The organism is Candidatus Poribacteria bacterium (genome assembly GCA_021162805.1).
Classification (GTDB): domain Bacteria; phylum Poribacteria; class WGA-4E; order B28-G17; family B28-G17; genus JAGGXZ01.
The window spans coordinates 1-17,739 of the sequence record JAGGXZ010000049.1 but is presented as its reverse complement, the minus strand read 5'-3'; the positions used below and the strand labels follow the sequence as shown (position 1 = coordinate 17,739).

Sequence of the window (17,739 nt, the reverse complement as noted above, 5' to 3'; positions counted from 1 at the left end):
TCTCTTTCTCCTTATCGGTCGTCCTCCACGACCTCATATCCCATCAGAGTGGCGAGATCCTTGAATCTTTCCCTGTGATCCCCGTAGAAGGCCACCCTGTGGTTGCCGAACGTCTTCCAGTCGAGGTTCCCGAGCAGGGCCTTCGTGTCCGTCCTGATGGCCAGCTTCGTCCTGCAGAGGATGTCATCCCAATAGGGGAACAGCTCCTCGCCCGAGACGGTCTCCCCGGTGAAGAGGGTCATCTTTTTATCGTGCACGCTTATCTTGGCGACGGTGACGGTCTCGCCTATGGGCAGGTTCACCTGGACGCATGCGCCCCCCTTGTTCTCCTCCCACAGGGGCAGGTTTCTTATGATGTAGGGGACCTTCCTATCGTCGCCCCAGGGATTGAAGGGGCACTCGCAGTGGCCGATGATGGCTATCTCGGTGAAGGTGTCCAAGAGGTAGTCGCCGTTGAAGCCGGTGCTCCCCGTCAGAAAGAGGCCGAGCTGCTGTGTGATCAGCGAGTCTATCAGGGTCTCAGATGTGGCGACCACGCCGTCCGTGTAAAACTGTGAGGCGGGCAGACCCTGGGACGGAATGGGGCCTTCCCTGTAATACTGGAAGACCGTGTAGCCTTCGGTGGTTATCGCCTGGCAGTTATGCTCCTCCATCAGCTCCTTCATGGCGAGATAGAGCTTTGCGGATTTCACCACCTCCTCCCTGTTGGTTCCCCTCATCCCCGCCGCCTCATCTATCCACCTCTCGGCGACCTTCTCGGCCTCCTCCTCGTCAGCCCTGTTCATCCTATCCACCATCTCCCGCTGCGGTATCGCCACCAGCTCCGTCCCGAGCGTCTCCCTCAGGTTACGCAGGTATCTCTCCTCATATCCCTTTCTGTCCCCCCCAACCTGAAGTCCTGTGGGCTCATATTCGCCGAGGACGGGCCTGTCCGTAACCACCAGCACCCTCAGCCCTTTCATCCTCGCTATGGCGTCGATCAGCTTGATCTTTCCAGCTATGTCGTCCAGCCTGGATGAGAAAAGGGATTCGTCCCTATCGGGTATCACGGACAGGACGGATGTCAGAACCCTCCCGCCCTTATAGGCGTGGAAGGGATACATCCACTGTCCCCAGAGGGGGTAGACGGCCACCGTGGGCAGATCGAGTGATATCAGCTCATCGGGCGGAGATCCGAAGAAGAGCACCCCGTCGAGGTTTTCCCTCTGCTCCCTCACCTTCGCTATGGCATCCCCCGCCCTTACGGGGGCGGTTTCGCCGAGAAACTCCACGCCCTCACATCTGGCCTTCAATCCGGCCAGTATCCTCTCGTTCGAGACTATCTCCACCTCAGGGTGATAGAGGGGGAAGATCCGACACTCACCCTGAAGGCCGGACGATGTGAAGATCGTATATATTCTAGCCATAATCGTTTCCCTCCCCAGCTAAAAGCTGAAAGCTGTAATTATGATCGGTCCTCCTCTATAACCTTAAACCCTATCAGCGTGGCGATCTTTTTGACCTTATCCCTCAGATCGCCAAAGGTCGCCGCCCTGTGGATCCCGTATCTTCCCGGACAGAAGCGGCTTTGGACCTTTTCGGCCTCGACTTTGACGACCAGTTTCGTCCTGCACATCAGCTCGTCAAATCCCCTGTAGAGGGATCGTCCGTCGACGCTTACGCCGGTATGCAGGAGTATCCTCCTGTTGAGGACATCCAGCTTCCACACCGTGACGGGCTCGCCTACGGGCAGATCCACCTGCACCCCGGTTCCTGAGCCCGGTTTCCCCGTTCCCCTCACGGGGCTCTGAGCGTGTGACCAGATGGTGTAGGGGACCCTATCGTTGCCATGGGGGTTGATCGGGGCGCCGCAGTGGAGGATGATATCCACCCCGTTGAAGGTGTCCACCATGAGGTCGCCGAGCATGCTCGGCCTGCCGGTGGCATAAAGTCCCAGCAGATGGGTTGCCGCTATGTTGGGATAATCCTGGCATACCCCCACCAGCCCTCTCTTCTGAAACTCCATGATGCCTATGCCCGGCCAGGCCATATCCTCCACCTTACCGCTGCCTGTGAGCGATCTCATGTGAGTTGATATTGCCACGGCGCCGTATCTCCTCCTTAACATCTCAAACGCCAGATACATCTTCGCCGCCTTCACCACCTCCTCCTCGGTGGTATCCTTCACCTCCTTCGCCTCGCCGATCCACATTTTGGCTATTCCCTCGGCGTCCCTTTCATCGACCTCCTTCACGGCATCGTAGAACTCCGCCGGCTCCACCCTTATGAGCTTCACGCCCAGCGACTCCCTCAGCGCCTCGGTGTAGGCCTCGTTGTATCCCTCGGGGAGCTGATCGTGTATATCGCCCTGATAATCCACAGCGTGAAAATGCTTATAGGGTGAGATGGAGATCATCGTAGATCTCCTCATCCTGCTGAGAACCCTGATCAGATCTATCTTATCCACGAGATCGTCGAACATGGCGGAGGAGATGGAGGGAGATGTCGTGCCTATCCTGTCCAGGGTGGCCGTCAGGACTCTGCCCCTCTCGATGAAGAGCTCATAGGGGATGTTCATGAATTCGAACAGATTATAAACGACTATGGTGGGCAATCCGGTGAAGATAAGCCTGTATTCCCTTGTGACCCCGATGATGAGCACACCGTCTAGCTCCCCCCTCAGATCCTCAAGCTCGTTGAGGGCGGATTGTACGTCAAATCCCTTGGTCAGATCCCTCGATATGAAATCCACCCCTCCGCATCTCTCCTCCAACCTGCGGAGGAGCTGATCGTTTGAGATGAGCCTCTCAGGCGGCCCACCCGCCCCTCCGTATCCCCGGGAGGCGAATATCGTGTATATCCTGGCCTTTTCGTTCATGATGGAACTCCTCCTCCCATCGGTTTTCCCCTCCATGCCGGAGGGCCTTTCGTCTTTATCTACCTCGGCTTTCTGGCCTATGCGAACATGAAGTGCTCGTCGGGCACCTCCTCCACGCTGACCTCCTCAAAGCCGGAATCGGTCAGCATCTCTCTCACCTGTTCGGGCGAGTAGAACCTCTCGCCCCATAATTTCTCGCCCTCGTGTCCTTTGGCGAAACGGTTACAGCTCCTCCCTCAGAGCTTGGGAGAGCTCGAAGGTTAACCGCAGCGCCCTGGCGGCGAGATCCTCCGTGAGCGAACCGGCCCCACAACTGGGGGTGATGAGGGACTGCCTTTTGATCAGATCGGTATCCAGGCCGATCCTTTCGAGCCTGCTGATCTGCCCCTCGAGCTTGGCGATGAGCGACTCCAGCGTTTCAACCTCCAGCATATCAGGTTGGAGGCTGGGCACGATAGAAACATTCCAGGAAAAGCTCCAGTATCTTCTCGGGATGTTCGTTGATGTATCTCTCGGACGCCCCTATGCCATCCAGGACGATTATCTTCTTGTGTAAAACCCCGGGAAGTTCGCGTTCGCGTCGGCTTTGTCCCAGCCGAAATATCTCTGATAGACCGTCTTCCAGTTCTCGAGCCATCCGGGGTGAACCAGAGGATCTTATCGGCCTCGCCGCCGCTTATCCTCTCCCTCTCCTCGATACCTGCTAGCATGTCATAGCCGTAATCTCCCTGCACCCTTCTGATCCCCTCGCCCTGGGATTCGATTATCGAGTCCACCCTCTTGGTCGGTTCGTCGACGTTGACATAGCATTTCCTGCCGTATACCACGATGATCTTGTGGGGAGGACAGAGCTCCTTATCCCTCTTCAATCTCCTTATGAGTTGTCTTTCGAGCTCATCGGGTTTGGCGTGCAGACCCGGCGGGGTGAACATGATCTTGAATGGGTTCAGGAACCCCGTTCCCATCAGATACCTCAGCTCCGGGTACAACATACCGCAGGAGATGATGCACCGATCCTCGAAGGATTTCCGATCACCCATGGTTTTTTCTCCCCTTTCTGAGAGGATAATCCTTCTCACCAGCTCGTATCGGCACATCGAGCCAATTCTCGGGTGGGACGAAGGGGCAGGTATACATCTCGCTATAGGCGCACCAGGGGTTATATGCCTTGTTGAAATCGAGGATCCACTTCCCGTCGGAAGTCCTGTCCCTTCGGGGATCGAGGTCGATATATCGCCCTGCGCCGTATGTCTCCTTGCCGGAGGTGGCGTCCCTAAAGGGGATGAACAAAGTCTCCTCCTCAGAATCCCCCTTATAGGCCTGGAGCCTTACCTCCCTATCTTCGACTCTGAACCTGAACTCGCCCCATCTGATGAACTCCTTCTCCTCTCCGCCGGTATAGGCCATCTTTATCCTCTCCTTCTCTCTATGCTCGTGAAGCTCAAGCTCAAACCTGTAATTCGGATCGGGTGGAAAGTAGTCGAGGCCTTTGAACTTAGCTCTATCCTCAAGGGGTATAGGCGATTGCCAGTGTTCGGCGAAGAACCAATCCTTCCCCTCACGTTCCCTCTCGATCTCCTTCCTCCACTCGGAGATATCCATCGGGTCTCACCCCTTTCTCGATCAGAATGGTGCCCTCCATCAGATCTATGCTCTTTATCCTATCCTGAAACAGCTTTTCCTCGCCCAGGAGGGTGGTCATCAACACGCCCTCCCCTTTAAACTCGATCTGTATCACGTCGGATAGGACCTCCTCCCTCTGATCGCCGTCCTCCAGATAAACGGTGGCTAGACACATGGTAACCTCCCAAAGCCTTTCCCTCAAAGCGAGGGATTGATCTCATATTCGATGATTCCGGAGGAGAGGGTGCGATGTAGAGAGGGGCTTATCATGCCGAGGGCCTTGAACTCGGCTATGGCCTGATCTATATCGACCTCCAACCCCAGCTCGGTGATTACCCGGCGAAAGGTATGTGGCGTCACCTTGCCGTTTCGAGCCCTATCCTTCAGGCCCTGGAAGAGCTTCAATTTGTCGCCCTCTCTCTTATCCTCTCCCTCCCTGAGACAACTGAGGATGGCCTCCTCCGGTTCCCAACGGCCGGTCTCGGAGGCATGTTTGATGAGCTTAGCGATCACACCGGGCATCCTATAGCGCTCATCGGTTACCTTCCAGCATTATTACGTCCAATATCCCCTCCATATCCCTCGCCGCCTTATCGCCGCGCGGCGGTCGGCCCTCCAGCGAGGAGAGGAAGATATCCGGATCGTGGCTGATAGCGCCGATCACGTTCACGCCTTTCGCCCTGAGCCCATCAGTCAATCTCAGCTTGAGCTCCTGGGATTGGATTTTGTTCAGGACGGCCCATACGTTTTTCAGTCCGACCTCAGAGGCGAGGGCGTTTATCTTCTCGGCCAGCTCCAGCGAGTCGAAAGAGGGTTCGACGACGATCAGAACGCCATCCACGCTCGTCTCAACGCCTCTGCCGAAGTGCTCCACGCCGGCCTCCATATCGATCACGGCTATCTCATCCTTCTCCAGGCGTAATCTCTTCAGGAATTCGCGGCTCAGGGCACCCATCGGGCAGGCACAGCCCTCGAGGGATTGGAGGATCTTACCTATACAGACCAATCTGATCCCGTCTCTCTCCTCCACGTATTGAGGCGGAAGCTCCGCCGTTCGGATCTCCTGTCGGGTCAGGATGCTCTGGGAATCGGAGCCCCGTGAGAAGGTTTTAAACACGTTCTTCTTCCCGCCGACGAGCTCCAGGAGCGGATTCGGCCTCCTCTCAAAGCCGAGCATCCTGTAAAGCCCCGGATTCGACTCGTCCGAGTCGACGACCAGCACCTCATATCCTCTCTCGCGCAGCCCCCTTGCCATGAGGACTACGACGGTGCTTTTGCCGCTTCCTCCCTTCCCGCAGACGGAGATCTTCATCTCAGCTTCCTCCTCGCCCGACGCCGGACAGTTTTCTCATATAAAACCTTCCACCCTCATACTCCAGCTCCACCAGCTTTCCTCCCTCCACCAGTTCCCTCACGACATCCCATCCGGCGTGAGCCTTTCTCAGAAGCTCGTTCACGCCCTCCTCCCTCATCGGATGAACCGCCGTGATGCTCAGGAGATCCTCCCTGATATCCCCCGTAAACGCGAAGGCGTTTCCCTCATAGCCGATGAGATATTCGACCTTCAGGCCCCTATCGCTGAAGATCTGATAGGCCATGTTTATGGATTCTTCCTCCGGGGGTTCGACCCATCCCTCTGCGGGCGGCCTTATGGGGATGGATATGTAGCTTATATCCGGCGATATCGACGAGAGGCGATCGGCTATCCTTTCGATCTCATCCTCTCCGTCGTTCAAGCCTCGGACCATCATCGTCTCGGTCGCTAACACCCCTTCGAACTCCTCCGAGAACGTCCTCATCCCCTCCGATATCGCTTCCAGCTTCAAAGCGCCGTACGGCCTATTGATCCTACGCCACACCCCCTCGGTTGCAGCGTCCACCTTGAGCGAAACCCAGTCAGCCTTGGAGAGATCCTCCCTCACATCGGGATCCCATATGAGCGAGGCGTTGGTGATAACGGCGACCTTCACGCCGATGGGTTTAAGGAGATCGATCTCACGGCCCAGGTTGATGTCCAACGTGGGCTCTCCGTCGGGAACAAACGTCAGATAGTCCACACGCTCCCCGCCTTCCCGCAGCTCCTTCACCCTCGTCTCGACCTCCTCGGCGATTCCCTCAGGATCGTAGAATCGCTCCCTCCTTATCTGCATCCTCGCCGTTCTGCCGATCTGACAATACACGCAGGAGTAGGAGCAGATCTTCGGAGGTATGTTATTTATCCCTAAGCTCTGCCCCAGCCGTCTCGATGGAACCGGCCCGAACACCATAGCGTTTCCCTCCCTTTACCGTTAATTCCTCACGGGACTAATGACCGAGGATGGCTGTTATTCAGGGCAGCTCGATAACCAAGCCGACATGAGCATCTATGTAATCGGCGTTATACTCCTGTCTGAAAAGCTCCCTCGCCCTGTTCCCGGAGCAATGGCAGGGCGCGACCTTTCGCACTCCGAGTCCTCTGAAGCTGGAGATGATGTATCTGAGCTCCCTGTCGTTTGCCCCTCCCAGGTGGAATCCTCCCATCACGAGGTAGACCTCCCCGCCGATCCTCTCCTTTGCCCGTTGAACGATGCTCACCACGCCCGGATGGGCGCATCCGGTTATCACGGCGAGCCCCGCCTTCAGTCGGATCACCAGGGATTGTTCCTTTATCCACGTGCCCATCTCGCCCGTCGAGAACAGGTTTGGCCTTATCTCCACGGGATCGGGGCCGACTTCTCTCACTATCGCCCCCGCCTGGGATATGGATCTTTTGAAACTGGGCGGGAACGATCCCGGCAGCCACACCTCGACGTTCGGATTGACCTCAAGGAACCCGCCGAGCCCTCCCGTGTGATCGCCGTGAGCGTGTGAGAGCAGGACGATCCCGATCGATCTCGGATCGACCCTCAGCTCCCGCATGTTATGCTCAAGGGTTCTCCAATCGCCGCCCGTGTCGAAGAGCAGGTTCATCCCCTTCATCTGAACCAAGCAGCTAAATCCCCAGGCGGACCTCAGATTCGGATCGCCGGGGTTGTTGTCATACAGTATCGTCAATTTCACACCCTCCGCAGGTTCCGTCTTTTTTGGGATTTCTTCCTCGGTCTCCTCCTCGATACATCCCGCCAGGACGAGCGGGATAAGCAGGAGAAGACAGAGCCGGATGGATATCGACAAGGTGAGATTTCACCTCCCTATCTTCCGGGCGGATATCACGACGAACCCTCCCCTGCCGTAGCCCATCTCAACCCTTTCAACCTCCTCCAGCTCATGGGGAAAGCGGAAGATGGTCTGGAGGAGGGAGAAGTCATCGAATCCGGACTCCCCGAGCAGGTTCACCACCTCATCGACTGAGAAAAACCTGGCCTCCTCGTAGAACTTGCTCTTCTTGGCCTGATAAGCCCTGCCCAGGAAGCTATCCCTATCGATTATGGCGACGATGATCCTCCCTCCATCCCTCAAAACCCTTCTCGTCTCGCGTATCACCCTTTCGGGATCTCTGACGAAGCAGATGGTGATGGCGATAAGCGCATAGTCGAACTCATCATCTTTGAAGGGCATCTCCTCGCCCCTTGCAACTATTACCCTTACACCTCGATCTTCGGCGAGCTTTGCCATCCTGAACGAGGGATCTATGCCGTAGGGGATTCCCAGGCGAGATGCGAACCTACCCGTGCCCACGCCGACCTCCAAGCCCCTGCCCTCCTCTTCAGGCAGCGCGATTTTAACGGCCTCCAGTTCGGACAGATACGCGAGCCTGTTCCTCTCATACCAGAGATCATACTCCCTGTAGTATTCGTCGAAGATGCCGGACAAATCCTAACCCTCCATACGCTCTATGCCTTACGCAATACGCTTTACGCACTCTCTTTTTTCCCTGTCTCCTGTTTCCTGTCTCCCGTCTCCTTGTCGCCAACCTACATCGGCGTAACCTCCACCTTGAGCAGTTGACAGAGGTCCTTCAGCTCCCTGGCGTGATCGCCGTAGAAGAGAAGCTGATGGAATCCCTTGGTGTCCCTGACGTCCTCGATCCCCTTCATCCTCACCTCAACGGACGTTCTGCAACCGCCAGCCGGGGGCGTATCCACGTTCCCGATAACCGTTCCCGAGCCGACGATCATCCTCTTCGGTCCCTGGAACTTGGCCAGCGTTATCTCCTCTCCTACCCTCCAGAGCACCTGCATCGAGACGCCGATGTTCGATTCCGAGTGGCTTCTCAGGATGAAGGGTTCGGGTTTCGTCCCATATCCGTCGAGCCTCGTCGGGCTGGTGCAGTGGGCGGCCACGAGGATGTTCCTCACGGTTTCGGGGACGGGATCGTTCATGAAGGATGGTTTTCCGAAGGCATGTTTCAGCAGGATCATGGTCAATATGGCGTCCATGTCCGCCTCACACGCCGCCGGAGTCCCCTCGTCGTTGAGCTTCGAGAAGGCCATGCACGGTGTCGTGTCGATGAGCCTTGAGCCGACAAGCCCGAGACAGTCCATCGTTATCGCCGTCGCCTCATATTCGTCCAGCAGCCTCCTACAGGTCACATACATCCTGGCCGCTTTTATGAGATCTTCGGAGGTGGGCTCAACCATCTTCAAAGCGTTGTCCGTATACCACCGCGCTATCTCCTTCACCTCGTCCGTCTCGCCGACCTTCTCGTACGTTTCGACGACCCTCCCCCTTCCGACCGTCCTGACTTTGATGCCGAGGTTTTCGACGACCGAATCCACGGGTTCCATTCCATCACCTCTGAGAACGAGGACCCTCTCTTCGGCGAGTTTCCCCTTCGTATCGATCATCCTCAATCCCGTCCTCACCTGCTGGAAGTCGAGCGAGGAGATGAAGTATACGCCCTCTTGACGCGATCTGGCCGAGACGTGCCCGGTGAAGACCGTCCCTATGGAGGCGAAGATCACGGTGGGGAGACCGGCCTTGGTGATCTCATCCACGAGGTTCCACATCCCCATCGAAAGCGGTATGAGGAGCAGTCCGTCGGGAGGGTTGGATTTGATCCCCTTCAGGAACCTCTCCGTCCCCTCGGCATCGTATATCGTGTCGGCGAACTCCACATCCACCCCCACCTCGCGGCCGAGCTCGACGGCCCGCTGGGGATACTCCCTCTCGTATCTGTCAACCGGATAGGCGGCTCCCGGCCAGCCCATCCAGTACTGTCTCTGCCTCAATACGACTCCGATAACCTTAGTCGCCATAGCGACACCCCCTTAAATTTCGATAGCGTTTATTTTGAGCATCTCCGCGGCCCTATGTAGCGTCGAGCTCCAGTCGCCGTACACCATGGCGCTGTGATGGCTGGAGATGCTCCTCACATACCCCTCCGTATCCCTCATCTTGAGCCACGCTGAGAACCTGCAGTGAACCGAATCTTCAGTGCTCTCTATCCGGGCGACGGTGAAGACGATCCTATCAAGCCTCGGATCTATCCTCCCGAACGTCGCCACCCCCCTTGGGAGTTCGGCGTATGCGGTGACGCCCCTTCCGGAATTGTGGTAATCGGCCAATTTGTATTTCGTGAGGGCGGGCTTGAGGGGGATGACGTCGTGCGTGAACCTCGCCCTGTTGCATTTCAGCGACAGCTTCGTGTCCTCCAGGATCACATCCTGCGGCGGAAATCCGGGGCCGCGCTGTGGCCTGAAGAGGTAGATGTTCCCCATTATGGGGGTTTCCCCGGAGATGAAATGGAAAAGCATCATGGTCAACAGCGTGTTCAGATCCCCCTCGCATCCGGCCGGAATCCCCTCGTCCAGAAGTCTTGCGAGAGCGATACATGGTGTGACGAATCGCCGCTTGAACAGATCGGAGAGACAGTTGATCGTCAGGGCGTTGGCCCCGTTCATCGAGAGCAGCTCCTTCATGGCGTCATATAACCTCGCCACCTCTATCAGCTTCCCCTCCCAATCGTTCTCGATCCTCTCGAAATCACCCCTCCACCTTTCGATCGTCTCCTTCGCCTCCCCGTGCGGGATCGAGTCGGCGATCTGGAGGAGATGGGAGTTCGGTATCAGCTTCACGGATGGCCCGATCCTCTCCCTCACGGCCTCGAAATCCCAGCATGATCCCATCACCCCGGCCATTTCGTATCTTCCGGTCAACCCGGCGGGCTCGCCGAAGTAGAGTATGGCGCTTCCGCGCATCAACGAGACCGCCCTCAACGCCCTGATAGTCTCCCTCGCCTCCTGGGGCGTGACGAAGTCGTAGACCTCAGCCCCTTTGCTTCTCAGGAAGGAAACCCTGTCCCTCGTCCATGCCCCGTAATACCCTCCGGCGGACCAGAGGAGTATGGGTTTCCCAATTCGGGCCAGCCTCTCCCCCCAAACGGGCAGGTTCAGGGCGAGAAGGGCATCGGCCTCCGGGGATATGATATCATCCAACCTTGCGGCTGAGGCGCTATTGGAGACGACGGCCACGGACAGGAGGGAGACCATGTCTCCCAGGACCGATCGGAGATCAGCGGCTATCCCGTCGAGGGCTTTTTGGGCATCGCCACCCCCGAAATAAACAGGTTGAACCCTCAGGGGTTTCATGTCAATACCTCCCGAATTCTCTGACGGTCTCATACATGGCCATTATGTTCTCGGGCGGGACATCCGCCTGGATGTTGTGAACCTGTGTGAACACAAATCCGCCGCCGGGCGCGAGGTCCGATATTCTGCGCCTGACCTCCTCCCTCACCTCCTCCGGGGTGCCGAAGGGGAGCACCTTCTGCGTGTCACATCCTCCTCCCCAGAAGGTGATATACCTGCCGAACTCCCTCTTCAATCTGGCCGTATCCATGTCCCTGGCGCTCACCTGAACGGGGTTGAGGATATCAACGCCCATCTCGATAAAATCGGGTATGAACTCATAGACGGAGCCGCAGGTGTGTAGGAAGAGGTAGGCGCTTGAGTGATCCTTGATATATCGGTACAGCTCCCTGTGGCGGGGCTTGACCACCTCACGATACAACTTGGGTGAAAGCTGAGGCCCATCCTGCATCCCCAGGTCATCCCCCACCTGGATAACCTGAACGTATCCCTCAACGACCGGCAGGATCTGCTCCAGCCGTCTGATATTGGCCTCAAGCAGCTCATCCAGGAGCGCTCCGGCGAATTTGGGGTCGGAGATGAGATCCACCATAAACTGATCCCACCCGCGCAGGCCCTGGGCCCACTCGTAGATTCCCCCCGCGCCGTTAAGCATCAGGGCATAATCCGTGGTCTCGTAGAGCTCCTTGACCCTCCTATGCAGATCATCCAGCCTCTCGCGGCTGAGGGGTGAGAAGAAATCCATCCCCTTTAGCTCCTCGACGCTCCTCAGATCGGCCAGCGGATGATAGACGGAGTCGAAGTAATATCCTCCGGGGGGCATCCTCGAGACGATGCGCCCCTCGTCATCCCGAAGGACCCAGGAGCCATCGGGCTCTTTTTCGGGATTGAAAAAAATCGGAACCTCACAGGGTGAGCCGTCGGGGAGGGTGCTCTCCTTCCACTCCTTGGGTTCATCTATCAGAACGGGCAGCACGTCGGCTCCGATGATCTCCAGTATCTCACGTTCGGGCTCGGCCAACTGCTGCATGAGATCATACATCCGCGTTCGACCGCCCTTGATGCCGAGGTAGGATTTCAGCCTGTTATAGGCGATCCCCATGATCCCCGTTGAGAACATCCCACCCAGATCCACGGGAACCCTGTCCGGCTCCTTGTGCCTCAGGGCGGCCAGAACCCTCTCCCTCGAGGTCATAGCCTCGCCTCCAGCTGAGATTTTACCTCAATTATACCCCCCGTTGAAAGCCGATGTCAAGTTTTCCAGATCATGAGATCATGACTTGTCAAGAATGCAAGAATGCACCATTCCCTTGACACGTAGAACGGGCTAATGTTATACTTTTTTCTAGTAGATCGACTGAATAGTCGAAAATAGACCATGAAGTCGACGAAAAAGAGGCTTGAACTGAGAAGGGAAAGGGAGAGAGAGGCCAGGAGGAAGGCGATAATCGACGCCGCTATCAGGGTCTTCGCCAGGAGGGGACACAGAGCCAGCATGGACGAGATCGCCGATGAGGCCGAGTTGGGAAAGGCCACCATCTATTACTACTTCACCAGCAAGGATCAGATATTCTGGAAGGCTCTTGAGACCTACTCGAGGGAGTTCTTCCAGAGGCTTTACGATGAGCTAAAGGACGAGATGGAACTTGTGGAGATGGTGAGGAGGTTGTTTGAGAGTTACATCGATTTCTTCCGGGACAACATCGATTTCCTCAGGATATATCTACCGGCTGAGCTGGGGCTCTTGGAGATAGGAGGAGGTTCGAAGGAGTTCGACAACGTCCATAGGGAACACAGGATGAGGCTGAGCGGTATGATCGAGATGGCGCTTAAAAAGGGGGGGATCGACATGGAGCCGGAACGGTTTATGAAGGTACTGATGTACCAGCTGATAGGATTGGGATCTGACATACTGTTGGGGGAAGATCCGAGGAGGGGGGCGGAGGCGTTCATCCAGCTGCTGGAGCTGATGGTAAGGGGTGAGCGATGAGGGGCCTGGGCAGGTTCATAGCGGGCCATCCGAAGCTGATCATCACACTCCTGTTGTCGGTGACGGTAGGCCTGGGATATTTCACCTCGAAGGTGAGGATAAGAACGGAGCTTTCAGCTTCGTTGCCCCAGACGATCCCCGCCGTGAGGTTTTACAGCAGGATGAAGGAGCTTTTCACTTCATCGGAGGTGATCTTCATCGGGATAGAGTCGAACGACCTCTTCTCAGTGAGGACGCTTGGTAAGATAGCGGACCTGACCGATGAGCTAGAGTCGATGAAAGGGGTCAAGGATGTCATATCCTTCTACACGATCAGCAAGATCATGGGCACGGAGGAAGGGATAGAGATCTTCCCGGTGATGGAGGAGCCGCCTCAGACCGAGGAGGAAGCGGAGAGGGTGAGGGAGCTCGTCGAAGGTGATGAGATGTTCACGGGTATGCTCCTCTCACAGGATATGAAGGCCGGTGCCGTCCTGGTCGTCCTCGATCCCGAACTGACAAACAGGGAGATCAGAAGGCTGTACAGGATGATCTCCGACATGTTGAGGGGGTATGAGGGGCCCGAGCGGTTCTACCTTGCCGGTAAACCCGTGGTCGAGGCGTTCGTGGCGGAACGTATAAACAGGGATATGAGATTGCTCTTCCCGATAGCCGTTGGGGTAGCGATGATCGTACTTGGGGTGAGCTTTAAAAACGTCAGGGGGGTTCTGTTACCGATATCGACCGTTATCCTCTCCGTGGTTTGGGTGACGGGCATACAGGGGCTTTTGGGAATACCGCTGGGGGTGGAGACGAGTATGATACCCATGCTCCTGGTCTCCATCGGTACCGCTTACGGAATCCATCTTATCCACCAGTTTCATGAGGAGATCAGGGAGGGATATGACAGGGGGGAGGCCGTGGAGAGGACGCTTCAAAGACGAGGCAACGCCGTACTTATAGCCGGTCTGACCACCATAGCCGGATTCCTCTCGCTGTGCCTCTCCTCGATAAAGAGCTTGAGGGCCTTCGGTTTCATAAACGGATTAGGGGTGTTCTTGGCCCTTCTGATCTCCCTTATATTCATCCCTGCCTGGCTGGTGATCCTCAGAAGGCCTCAAGGATCGCTCCGCCCATCGGAGGAGGATGAGGGGTGGTTCGGTGTTGTACTTTCCAAATTGGGGTGGTTGACGTTCCGCAGAGGTTGGATCGTCACAGCTTTATTCTCCGTCCTAACGATCGTTTTCGCAGCCTTTATACCCAGGATAAACACATCGGTCAACGAGATAGAGAATTTCTCGGAGAGGGACCCGATAAGGGTCGCCGATGAATGGATCAACGCTCACTTCGCCGGAACCACCCCCCTCAACATCGTCTTTGAGACCGAAGAGGCAGGAGGGCTTAAAGATCCGGAGGCGCTGAAGGTGATGGAGGAGGTCGAAAGGTTCATGTTGAGCCTGCCTCACATCAGAAAGGCTAGATCCCTGTGCGCGTTGATCAAAAAGCTGAACATGGCGATGCATGAGGGGAGGAAGGAGTTCTACAGGATACCGGATTCCAGGGAGCTGACCGGACAGTTGATCTTCCTCTATACGATGTCCACCGATCCGGAAGATCTCAAAGCGCTTGTCACCCCTGATTTCAAAGTGGCCAATATGACGGTCTTCTTAGACACCTCGGATACGAAGGTGCTAAGGGAGGTGTTGAGGAGGTTCGAGGAGTTCAAGAGGGGGTTGAATACGAAAGGGTTAAAAGTGGAACTCACCGGTCTTCCGAGGATCCTCATCATCTTTGAGGATCTGATAATTCGAGGTCAGATAAAAAGCGTGGCGGCTGCTTTCGGGTTGGTGTTCATCATAACCTCGATGGTGTTGAGGTCGATCGGAGCGGGACTATTGAGCCTCATACCGCTGTTTACAACCGTGGTGATGAACTTCGGGATCATGGGCCTTTTCGGCATCCATTTGACACATGCAAACGCTATAACCGCTTCCATCGCCATAGGTATCGGCATAGACTACGCCGTGCATTACATAAACAGGTATAGGATGATCCGCCATATCCCCAAATCCACCGCTACGGTAGGCAGAGCGATAATTTACAACGCTTCAGCCGTTGCCTTGGGGTTTCTGGTCTTAGCCCTTTCAAGCTTTTCGGGGATAAGGGTCTTAGGGGAGATGGTGGCCATGACCATGCTGATAAGCGCGGCAGGCGCTCTGCTCTTCCTGCCGGCGGTTATAAGCGTGGGGATCAGAAGAAAGGGGGTGGAGAAACGATGAGAGCTATGTTTGTGATTCTCACAGCCCTTTCAGTCCTGACATCTATATCCCGGACAGCCGAGGACGCCTACCAGATCATGTGGAAGGTGCATAACAGACCCAGCTGGGACGATATGAGATCCAAGGTGATCGTCACGCTCTACGGGAAAGAGGGGAGGTTAGAGAGGACCAAAGCGTTTATGAGCTATTCGAAGAGGGACCCCGAAACCGGCGAGGTGAAGATGCTTATGAGAATGCTCGAACCCAAGGACGCCGCCAGTATCAGCCTCCTCATCCATGAGCATAAAAATAGAGAGGACGACATGTGGATTTACATCCCGGCCTTGAGGAAGGTCAAAAGGATAGCCGCCAGCGGCAAGGCCGGAAGCTTTATGGGGACGGATTTCTCCAACTACGATATAGGCGGGGGGGAACTCGAGGATTGGAACTACAAACTTATAGGGGAGGAGAAGGTGAACGGTCAGGACTGTTGGAAGATCGAGGCGTCCCCCAAAAGCAGAAAGGTCGTCAGGAAATCGGGATACTCCAGGGTGATAAAATGGGTCAGAAAGGATAACTACCTCGTGGTGAGATCCGACCATTACGATAAATCCGGATCGTTCTTCAAACGTATAACCGTCCCAAAGGTCGAAAAGATCAAAGGGGTGTGGTTCGAGACCGAAATGGTGGCCGAAAACCTATCCTCAGGGCACAGATCAGTCTTTCAATTTAAAGATATAGAGGTGAACACCGGCTTGAAGGACTCCCTTTTCATCAAAAGGGCTCTTTTGAGGAGGTGAATGCGATGAGATCGATCGGATCTCTTCTCGTCCTGTTTCTTACCTCGATCTGCTTCGCCGAGATGGGAGGATACACCCGGTTCGAGGAGTACGTCCGGGTGGATAAGGAGTTCAGAGCTAGAAGGACAGCCTCAACCTTACAGCTGAAAACCGATCTGCGCGGGGAGGGAGGATCGGCCTTCGCCGCTTTGAACTTCATCTTCTTAGGTGACCGGGTTAAGATCAGACCGATAGAGTGCTACCTCGAGATCTACACAGATCATCTGGACGTTGGGTTCGGCAGGAAGATCTATTCGTTCGGAACAGCTGATTGGATCAACCCCACCGATATCCTCTCACCTAGGGATTATTCGGACATCTACCCGGATATGGAGGAAATGAAGATAGGGGTGGATTCCATTGATATGAGAGTTTATCCTACCGATAACCTATCGTTCAGGTTGATCGCCTCCCCCACCTTCACCCCTAACAGATATCCGATGAGAGGGGTGAAAGAGCGGACAAGCTCGATGGAAGTGGTGTTCGATCCCACCTTCCCTCTGCTCCCCGATATGAAGCTGATCGATACGGAGCTCCTTTTAAGGGCCCAGCTTACCGTAGCGGATATCGATCTTTCGTTATCGATGTTCAGAGGGTTCGATAGGGATCCGGATCTGACCGTCAAAACCCATCCGATCGGAGACGAGGGGGAGATGCCCTTATCTCCTGGAGATAAGCCCCACGGGGGAGGAGAAACGGTGCCGATGAGGACGTTGATCCGTCCCTGTTATAAGAAGCTTTACATGGTGGGCGGGGATATGGCTACCGTGATCGGATCGGTAGAAGTGCATTGGGAGGGAGCTTACTATAGGACGGAGGATACCAACGGATCGCTCCCGAACGTTAAAAATCCCTACTTCTACCATGTGTGTGGTTTCTCGAAGGAGATTCTCGAGAACACCACCCTGGGTCTACAGCTGGCCCAGAAGTTCATCTTCAACTTCAGGGAACCCAAGGAGTTCGGACGTGAGGAGATGATAGCTCGGAAGTTAAACGAGATGAGCTTCCAAAATCACCAAACGGAACATATAGGGACAGTCAGGGTGGCATGGGAGGGGATGAGGGAGAGTTTAAAAGCGGAGCTTATAGGCGTTTACAACTTTACCGCTGATGATTACCTGCTGTTGCCCAAGCTCTCTTATAAACCGCTCGATCCGTTCTGGATAAAGGCGGGGCTTATAATCTCAGGTGGGGAAGGAGCCTCACCTTTCTCGATGATCTCGAAACACCTGGGTGATCTGACGTTTTTGGAGGTCAGGTATTCATTCTGATTCATCACCCGGGGATGAATTACACACCCTGCTATACCCCTGTCAAAAGATATCGTTTTTCTTAACACCTCCCATCTGGGTAAGGGAACCCATTCGGGTGGAGGAGTGTTATACTGTTTCACCTAAATGGGTTCCCCACTCCCTTACTCTTTTACCCTAATCAAGTGGGTGGGATCAATTTCGGAGACCCACCCGCTTGATAAGGAGGTGTAGAGGCACAGGGCATTGCGCCCCACATTCTTATACACCCCCTCAGAAATATTTTTGACCACCCGTGTCAAGTCAAATGATAATGTTACCGAGAAAGTTTTTCAACTGCCGTCAAGCCTTACGCTTGTAACAGCAGCGTATCCTGCCGATAAGGTATAGCTGGAGATCACCTCCGCATCTGAACACAAATCATTGAAGCACTC

At 55.5% G+C, this 17,739-nt stretch carries 17 protein-coding genes; 4 read left to right on the top strand and 13 right to left on the bottom strand.

All coding sequences use genetic code 11. The features are described from left to right. Positions 1-11 precede the first annotated feature (11 nt). The 13 genes from J7M22_03595 to J7M22_03535 form a co-directional block, all read right to left on the bottom strand. A complete protein-coding gene (locus J7M22_03595) occupies positions 12-1,406 on the bottom strand; it encodes a hypothetical protein (GenBank protein MCD6505689.1) in 1,395 nt (464 codons plus the stop codon). A 38-nt stretch (positions 1,407-1,444) separates the two neighbouring features. Beyond that, positions 1,445-2,857 (bottom strand): hypothetical protein, encoded by a 1,413-nt coding sequence (locus J7M22_03590; GenBank protein ID MCD6505688.1) that lies wholly within the window; start codon positions 2,855-2,857, stop codon positions 1,445-1,447. Positions 2,858-3,198: 341 nt separating this feature from the next. Next, on the bottom strand, positions 3,199-3,897 hold the full coding sequence (locus J7M22_03585; GenBank protein MCD6505687.1) for a DUF1638 domain-containing protein: 699 nt from the start codon (positions 3,895-3,897) through the stop codon (positions 3,199-3,201). Continuing rightward, complete coding sequence (locus tag J7M22_03580; GenBank protein ID MCD6505686.1) at positions 3,890-4,459, bottom strand: DUF1684 domain-containing protein; 570 nt, start codon at positions 4,457-4,459, stop codon at positions 3,890-3,892. The genes J7M22_03585 and J7M22_03580 overlap by 8 nt, the downstream gene beginning before the upstream one ends. Then, on the bottom strand, positions 4,416-4,655 hold the full coding sequence (locus tag J7M22_03575) for a CooT family nickel-binding protein (protein ID MCD6505685.1): 240 nt from the start codon (positions 4,653-4,655) through the stop codon (positions 4,416-4,418). The genes J7M22_03580 and J7M22_03575 overlap by 44 nt, the downstream gene beginning before the upstream one ends. A 23-nt stretch (positions 4,656-4,678) precedes the next feature. After that, on the bottom strand, positions 4,679-5,002 hold the full coding sequence (locus tag J7M22_03570; GenBank protein MCD6505684.1) for a hypothetical protein: 324 nt from the start codon (positions 5,000-5,002) through the stop codon (positions 4,679-4,681). 10 nt (positions 5,003-5,012) lie between these two features. Further along, a complete protein-coding gene (locus J7M22_03565; protein MCD6505683.1) occupies positions 5,013-5,792 on the bottom strand; it encodes a P-loop NTPase in 780 nt (259 codons plus the stop codon). 1 nt (position 5,793) lies between these two features. Then, positions 5,794-6,747, bottom strand: a complete 954-nt coding sequence (locus J7M22_03560) for a radical SAM protein (GenBank protein MCD6505682.1) — start codon at positions 6,745-6,747, stop codon at positions 5,794-5,796. A gap of 61 nt (positions 6,748-6,808) precedes the next feature. Next, positions 6,809-7,633, bottom strand: coding sequence for an MBL fold metallo-hydrolase (locus tag J7M22_03555; protein ID MCD6505681.1), 825 nt, complete (start codon positions 7,631-7,633; stop codon positions 6,809-6,811). A 9-nt stretch (positions 7,634-7,642) separates the two neighbouring features. After that, entirely contained in the window at positions 7,643-8,272 is a 630-nt protein-coding gene (locus J7M22_03550; GenBank protein ID MCD6505680.1) for a class I SAM-dependent methyltransferase, read from the bottom strand. Between the two features lie 101 nt (positions 8,273-8,373). Beyond that, entirely contained in the window at positions 8,374-9,657 is a 1,284-nt protein-coding gene (locus tag J7M22_03545; protein MCD6505679.1) for a hypothetical protein, read from the bottom strand. Between the two features lie 12 nt (positions 9,658-9,669). After that, positions 9,670-10,989, bottom strand: a complete 1,320-nt coding sequence (locus J7M22_03540; protein ID MCD6505678.1) for a hypothetical protein — start codon at positions 10,987-10,989, stop codon at positions 9,670-9,672. Position 10,990: 1 nt separating this feature from the next. Beyond that, on the bottom strand, positions 10,991-12,184 hold the full coding sequence (locus J7M22_03535; protein ID MCD6505677.1) for a methyltransferase: 1,194 nt from the start codon (positions 12,182-12,184) through the stop codon (positions 10,991-10,993). 183 nt (positions 12,185-12,367) lie between these two features. Here J7M22_03535 and J7M22_03530 point away from each other — a divergent pair, with 183 nt between their 5' ends. The 4 genes from J7M22_03530 to J7M22_03515 are packed head-to-tail and all read left to right on the top strand — an operon-like array spanning position 12,368 to position 17,326. Next, positions 12,368-12,979: a helix-turn-helix transcriptional regulator gene (locus J7M22_03530; protein ID MCD6505676.1), complete on the top strand. Its 612-nt coding sequence runs from the start codon at positions 12,368-12,370 to the stop codon at positions 12,977-12,979. Beyond that, a complete protein-coding gene (locus J7M22_03525) occupies positions 12,976-15,237 on the top strand; it encodes an RND family transporter (protein MCD6505675.1) in 2,262 nt (753 codons plus the stop codon). The genes J7M22_03530 and J7M22_03525 overlap by 4 nt, the downstream gene beginning before the upstream one ends. Next, positions 15,234-16,016, top strand: coding sequence for an outer membrane lipoprotein-sorting protein (locus J7M22_03520; protein ID MCD6505674.1), 783 nt, complete (start codon positions 15,234-15,236; stop codon positions 16,014-16,016). Before J7M22_03525 ends, J7M22_03520 begins: the two co-directional genes overlap by 4 nt. A gap of 5 nt (positions 16,017-16,021) precedes the next feature. Then, positions 16,022-17,326 carry a hypothetical protein gene (locus J7M22_03515; protein ID MCD6505673.1) on the top strand — a complete coding sequence of 435 codons (1,305 nt, stop codon included), beginning with the start codon at positions 16,022-16,024 and terminating at the stop codon, positions 17,324-17,326. Positions 17,327-17,739: the final 413 nt, after the last annotated feature.

Bases quoted from the DNA above. Each gene is read 5' to 3' on its own strand.
- J7M22_03575 (MCD6505685.1), bottom strand. From the start codon at position 4,655: ATGTGTCTAGCCACCGTTTATCTGGAGGACGGCGATCAGAGGGAGGAG.
- J7M22_03515 (MCD6505673.1), top strand. From the start codon at position 16,022: ATGAGATCGATCGGATCTCTTCTCGTCCTGTTTCTTACCTCGATCTGC.
- J7M22_03565 (MCD6505683.1), bottom strand. From the start codon at position 5,792: ATGAAGATCTCCGTCTGCGGGAAGGGAGGAAGCGGCAAAAGCACCGTC.
- J7M22_03545 (MCD6505679.1), bottom strand. From the start codon at position 9,657: ATGGCGACTAAGGTTATCGGAGTCGTATTGAGGCAGAGACAGTACTGG.
- J7M22_03585 (MCD6505687.1), bottom strand. From the start codon at position 3,897: ATGGGTGATCGGAAATCCTTCGAGGATCGGTGCATCATCTCCTGCGGT.
- J7M22_03595 (MCD6505689.1), bottom strand. From the start codon at position 1,406: ATGGCTAGAATATATACGATCTTCACATCGTCCGGCCTTCAGGGTGAG.
- J7M22_03525 (MCD6505675.1), top strand. From the start codon at position 12,976: ATGAGGGGCCTGGGCAGGTTCATAGCGGGCCATCCGAAGCTGATCATC.
- J7M22_03520 (MCD6505674.1), top strand. From the start codon at position 15,234: ATGAGAGCTATGTTTGTGATTCTCACAGCCCTTTCAGTCCTGACATCT.
- J7M22_03540 (MCD6505678.1), bottom strand. From the start codon at position 10,989: ATGAAACCCCTGAGGGTTCAACCTGTTTATTTCGGGGGTGGCGATGCC.
- J7M22_03570 (MCD6505684.1), bottom strand. From the start codon at position 5,002: ATGCCCGGTGTGATCGCTAAGCTCATCAAACATGCCTCCGAGACCGGC.
- J7M22_03580 (MCD6505686.1), bottom strand. From the start codon at position 4,459: ATGGATATCTCCGAGTGGAGGAAGGAGATCGAGAGGGAACGTGAGGGG.
- J7M22_03535 (MCD6505677.1), bottom strand. From the start codon at position 12,184: ATGACCTCGAGGGAGAGGGTTCTGGCCGCCCTGAGGCACAAGGAGCCG.
- J7M22_03590 (MCD6505688.1), bottom strand. From the start codon at position 2,857: ATGAACGAAAAGGCCAGGATATACACGATATTCGCCTCCCGGGGATAC.
- J7M22_03530 (MCD6505676.1), top strand. From the start codon at position 12,368: ATGAAGTCGACGAAAAAGAGGCTTGAACTGAGAAGGGAAAGGGAGAGA.
- J7M22_03560 (MCD6505682.1), bottom strand. From the start codon at position 6,747: ATGGTGTTCGGGCCGGTTCCATCGAGACGGCTGGGGCAGAGCTTAGGG.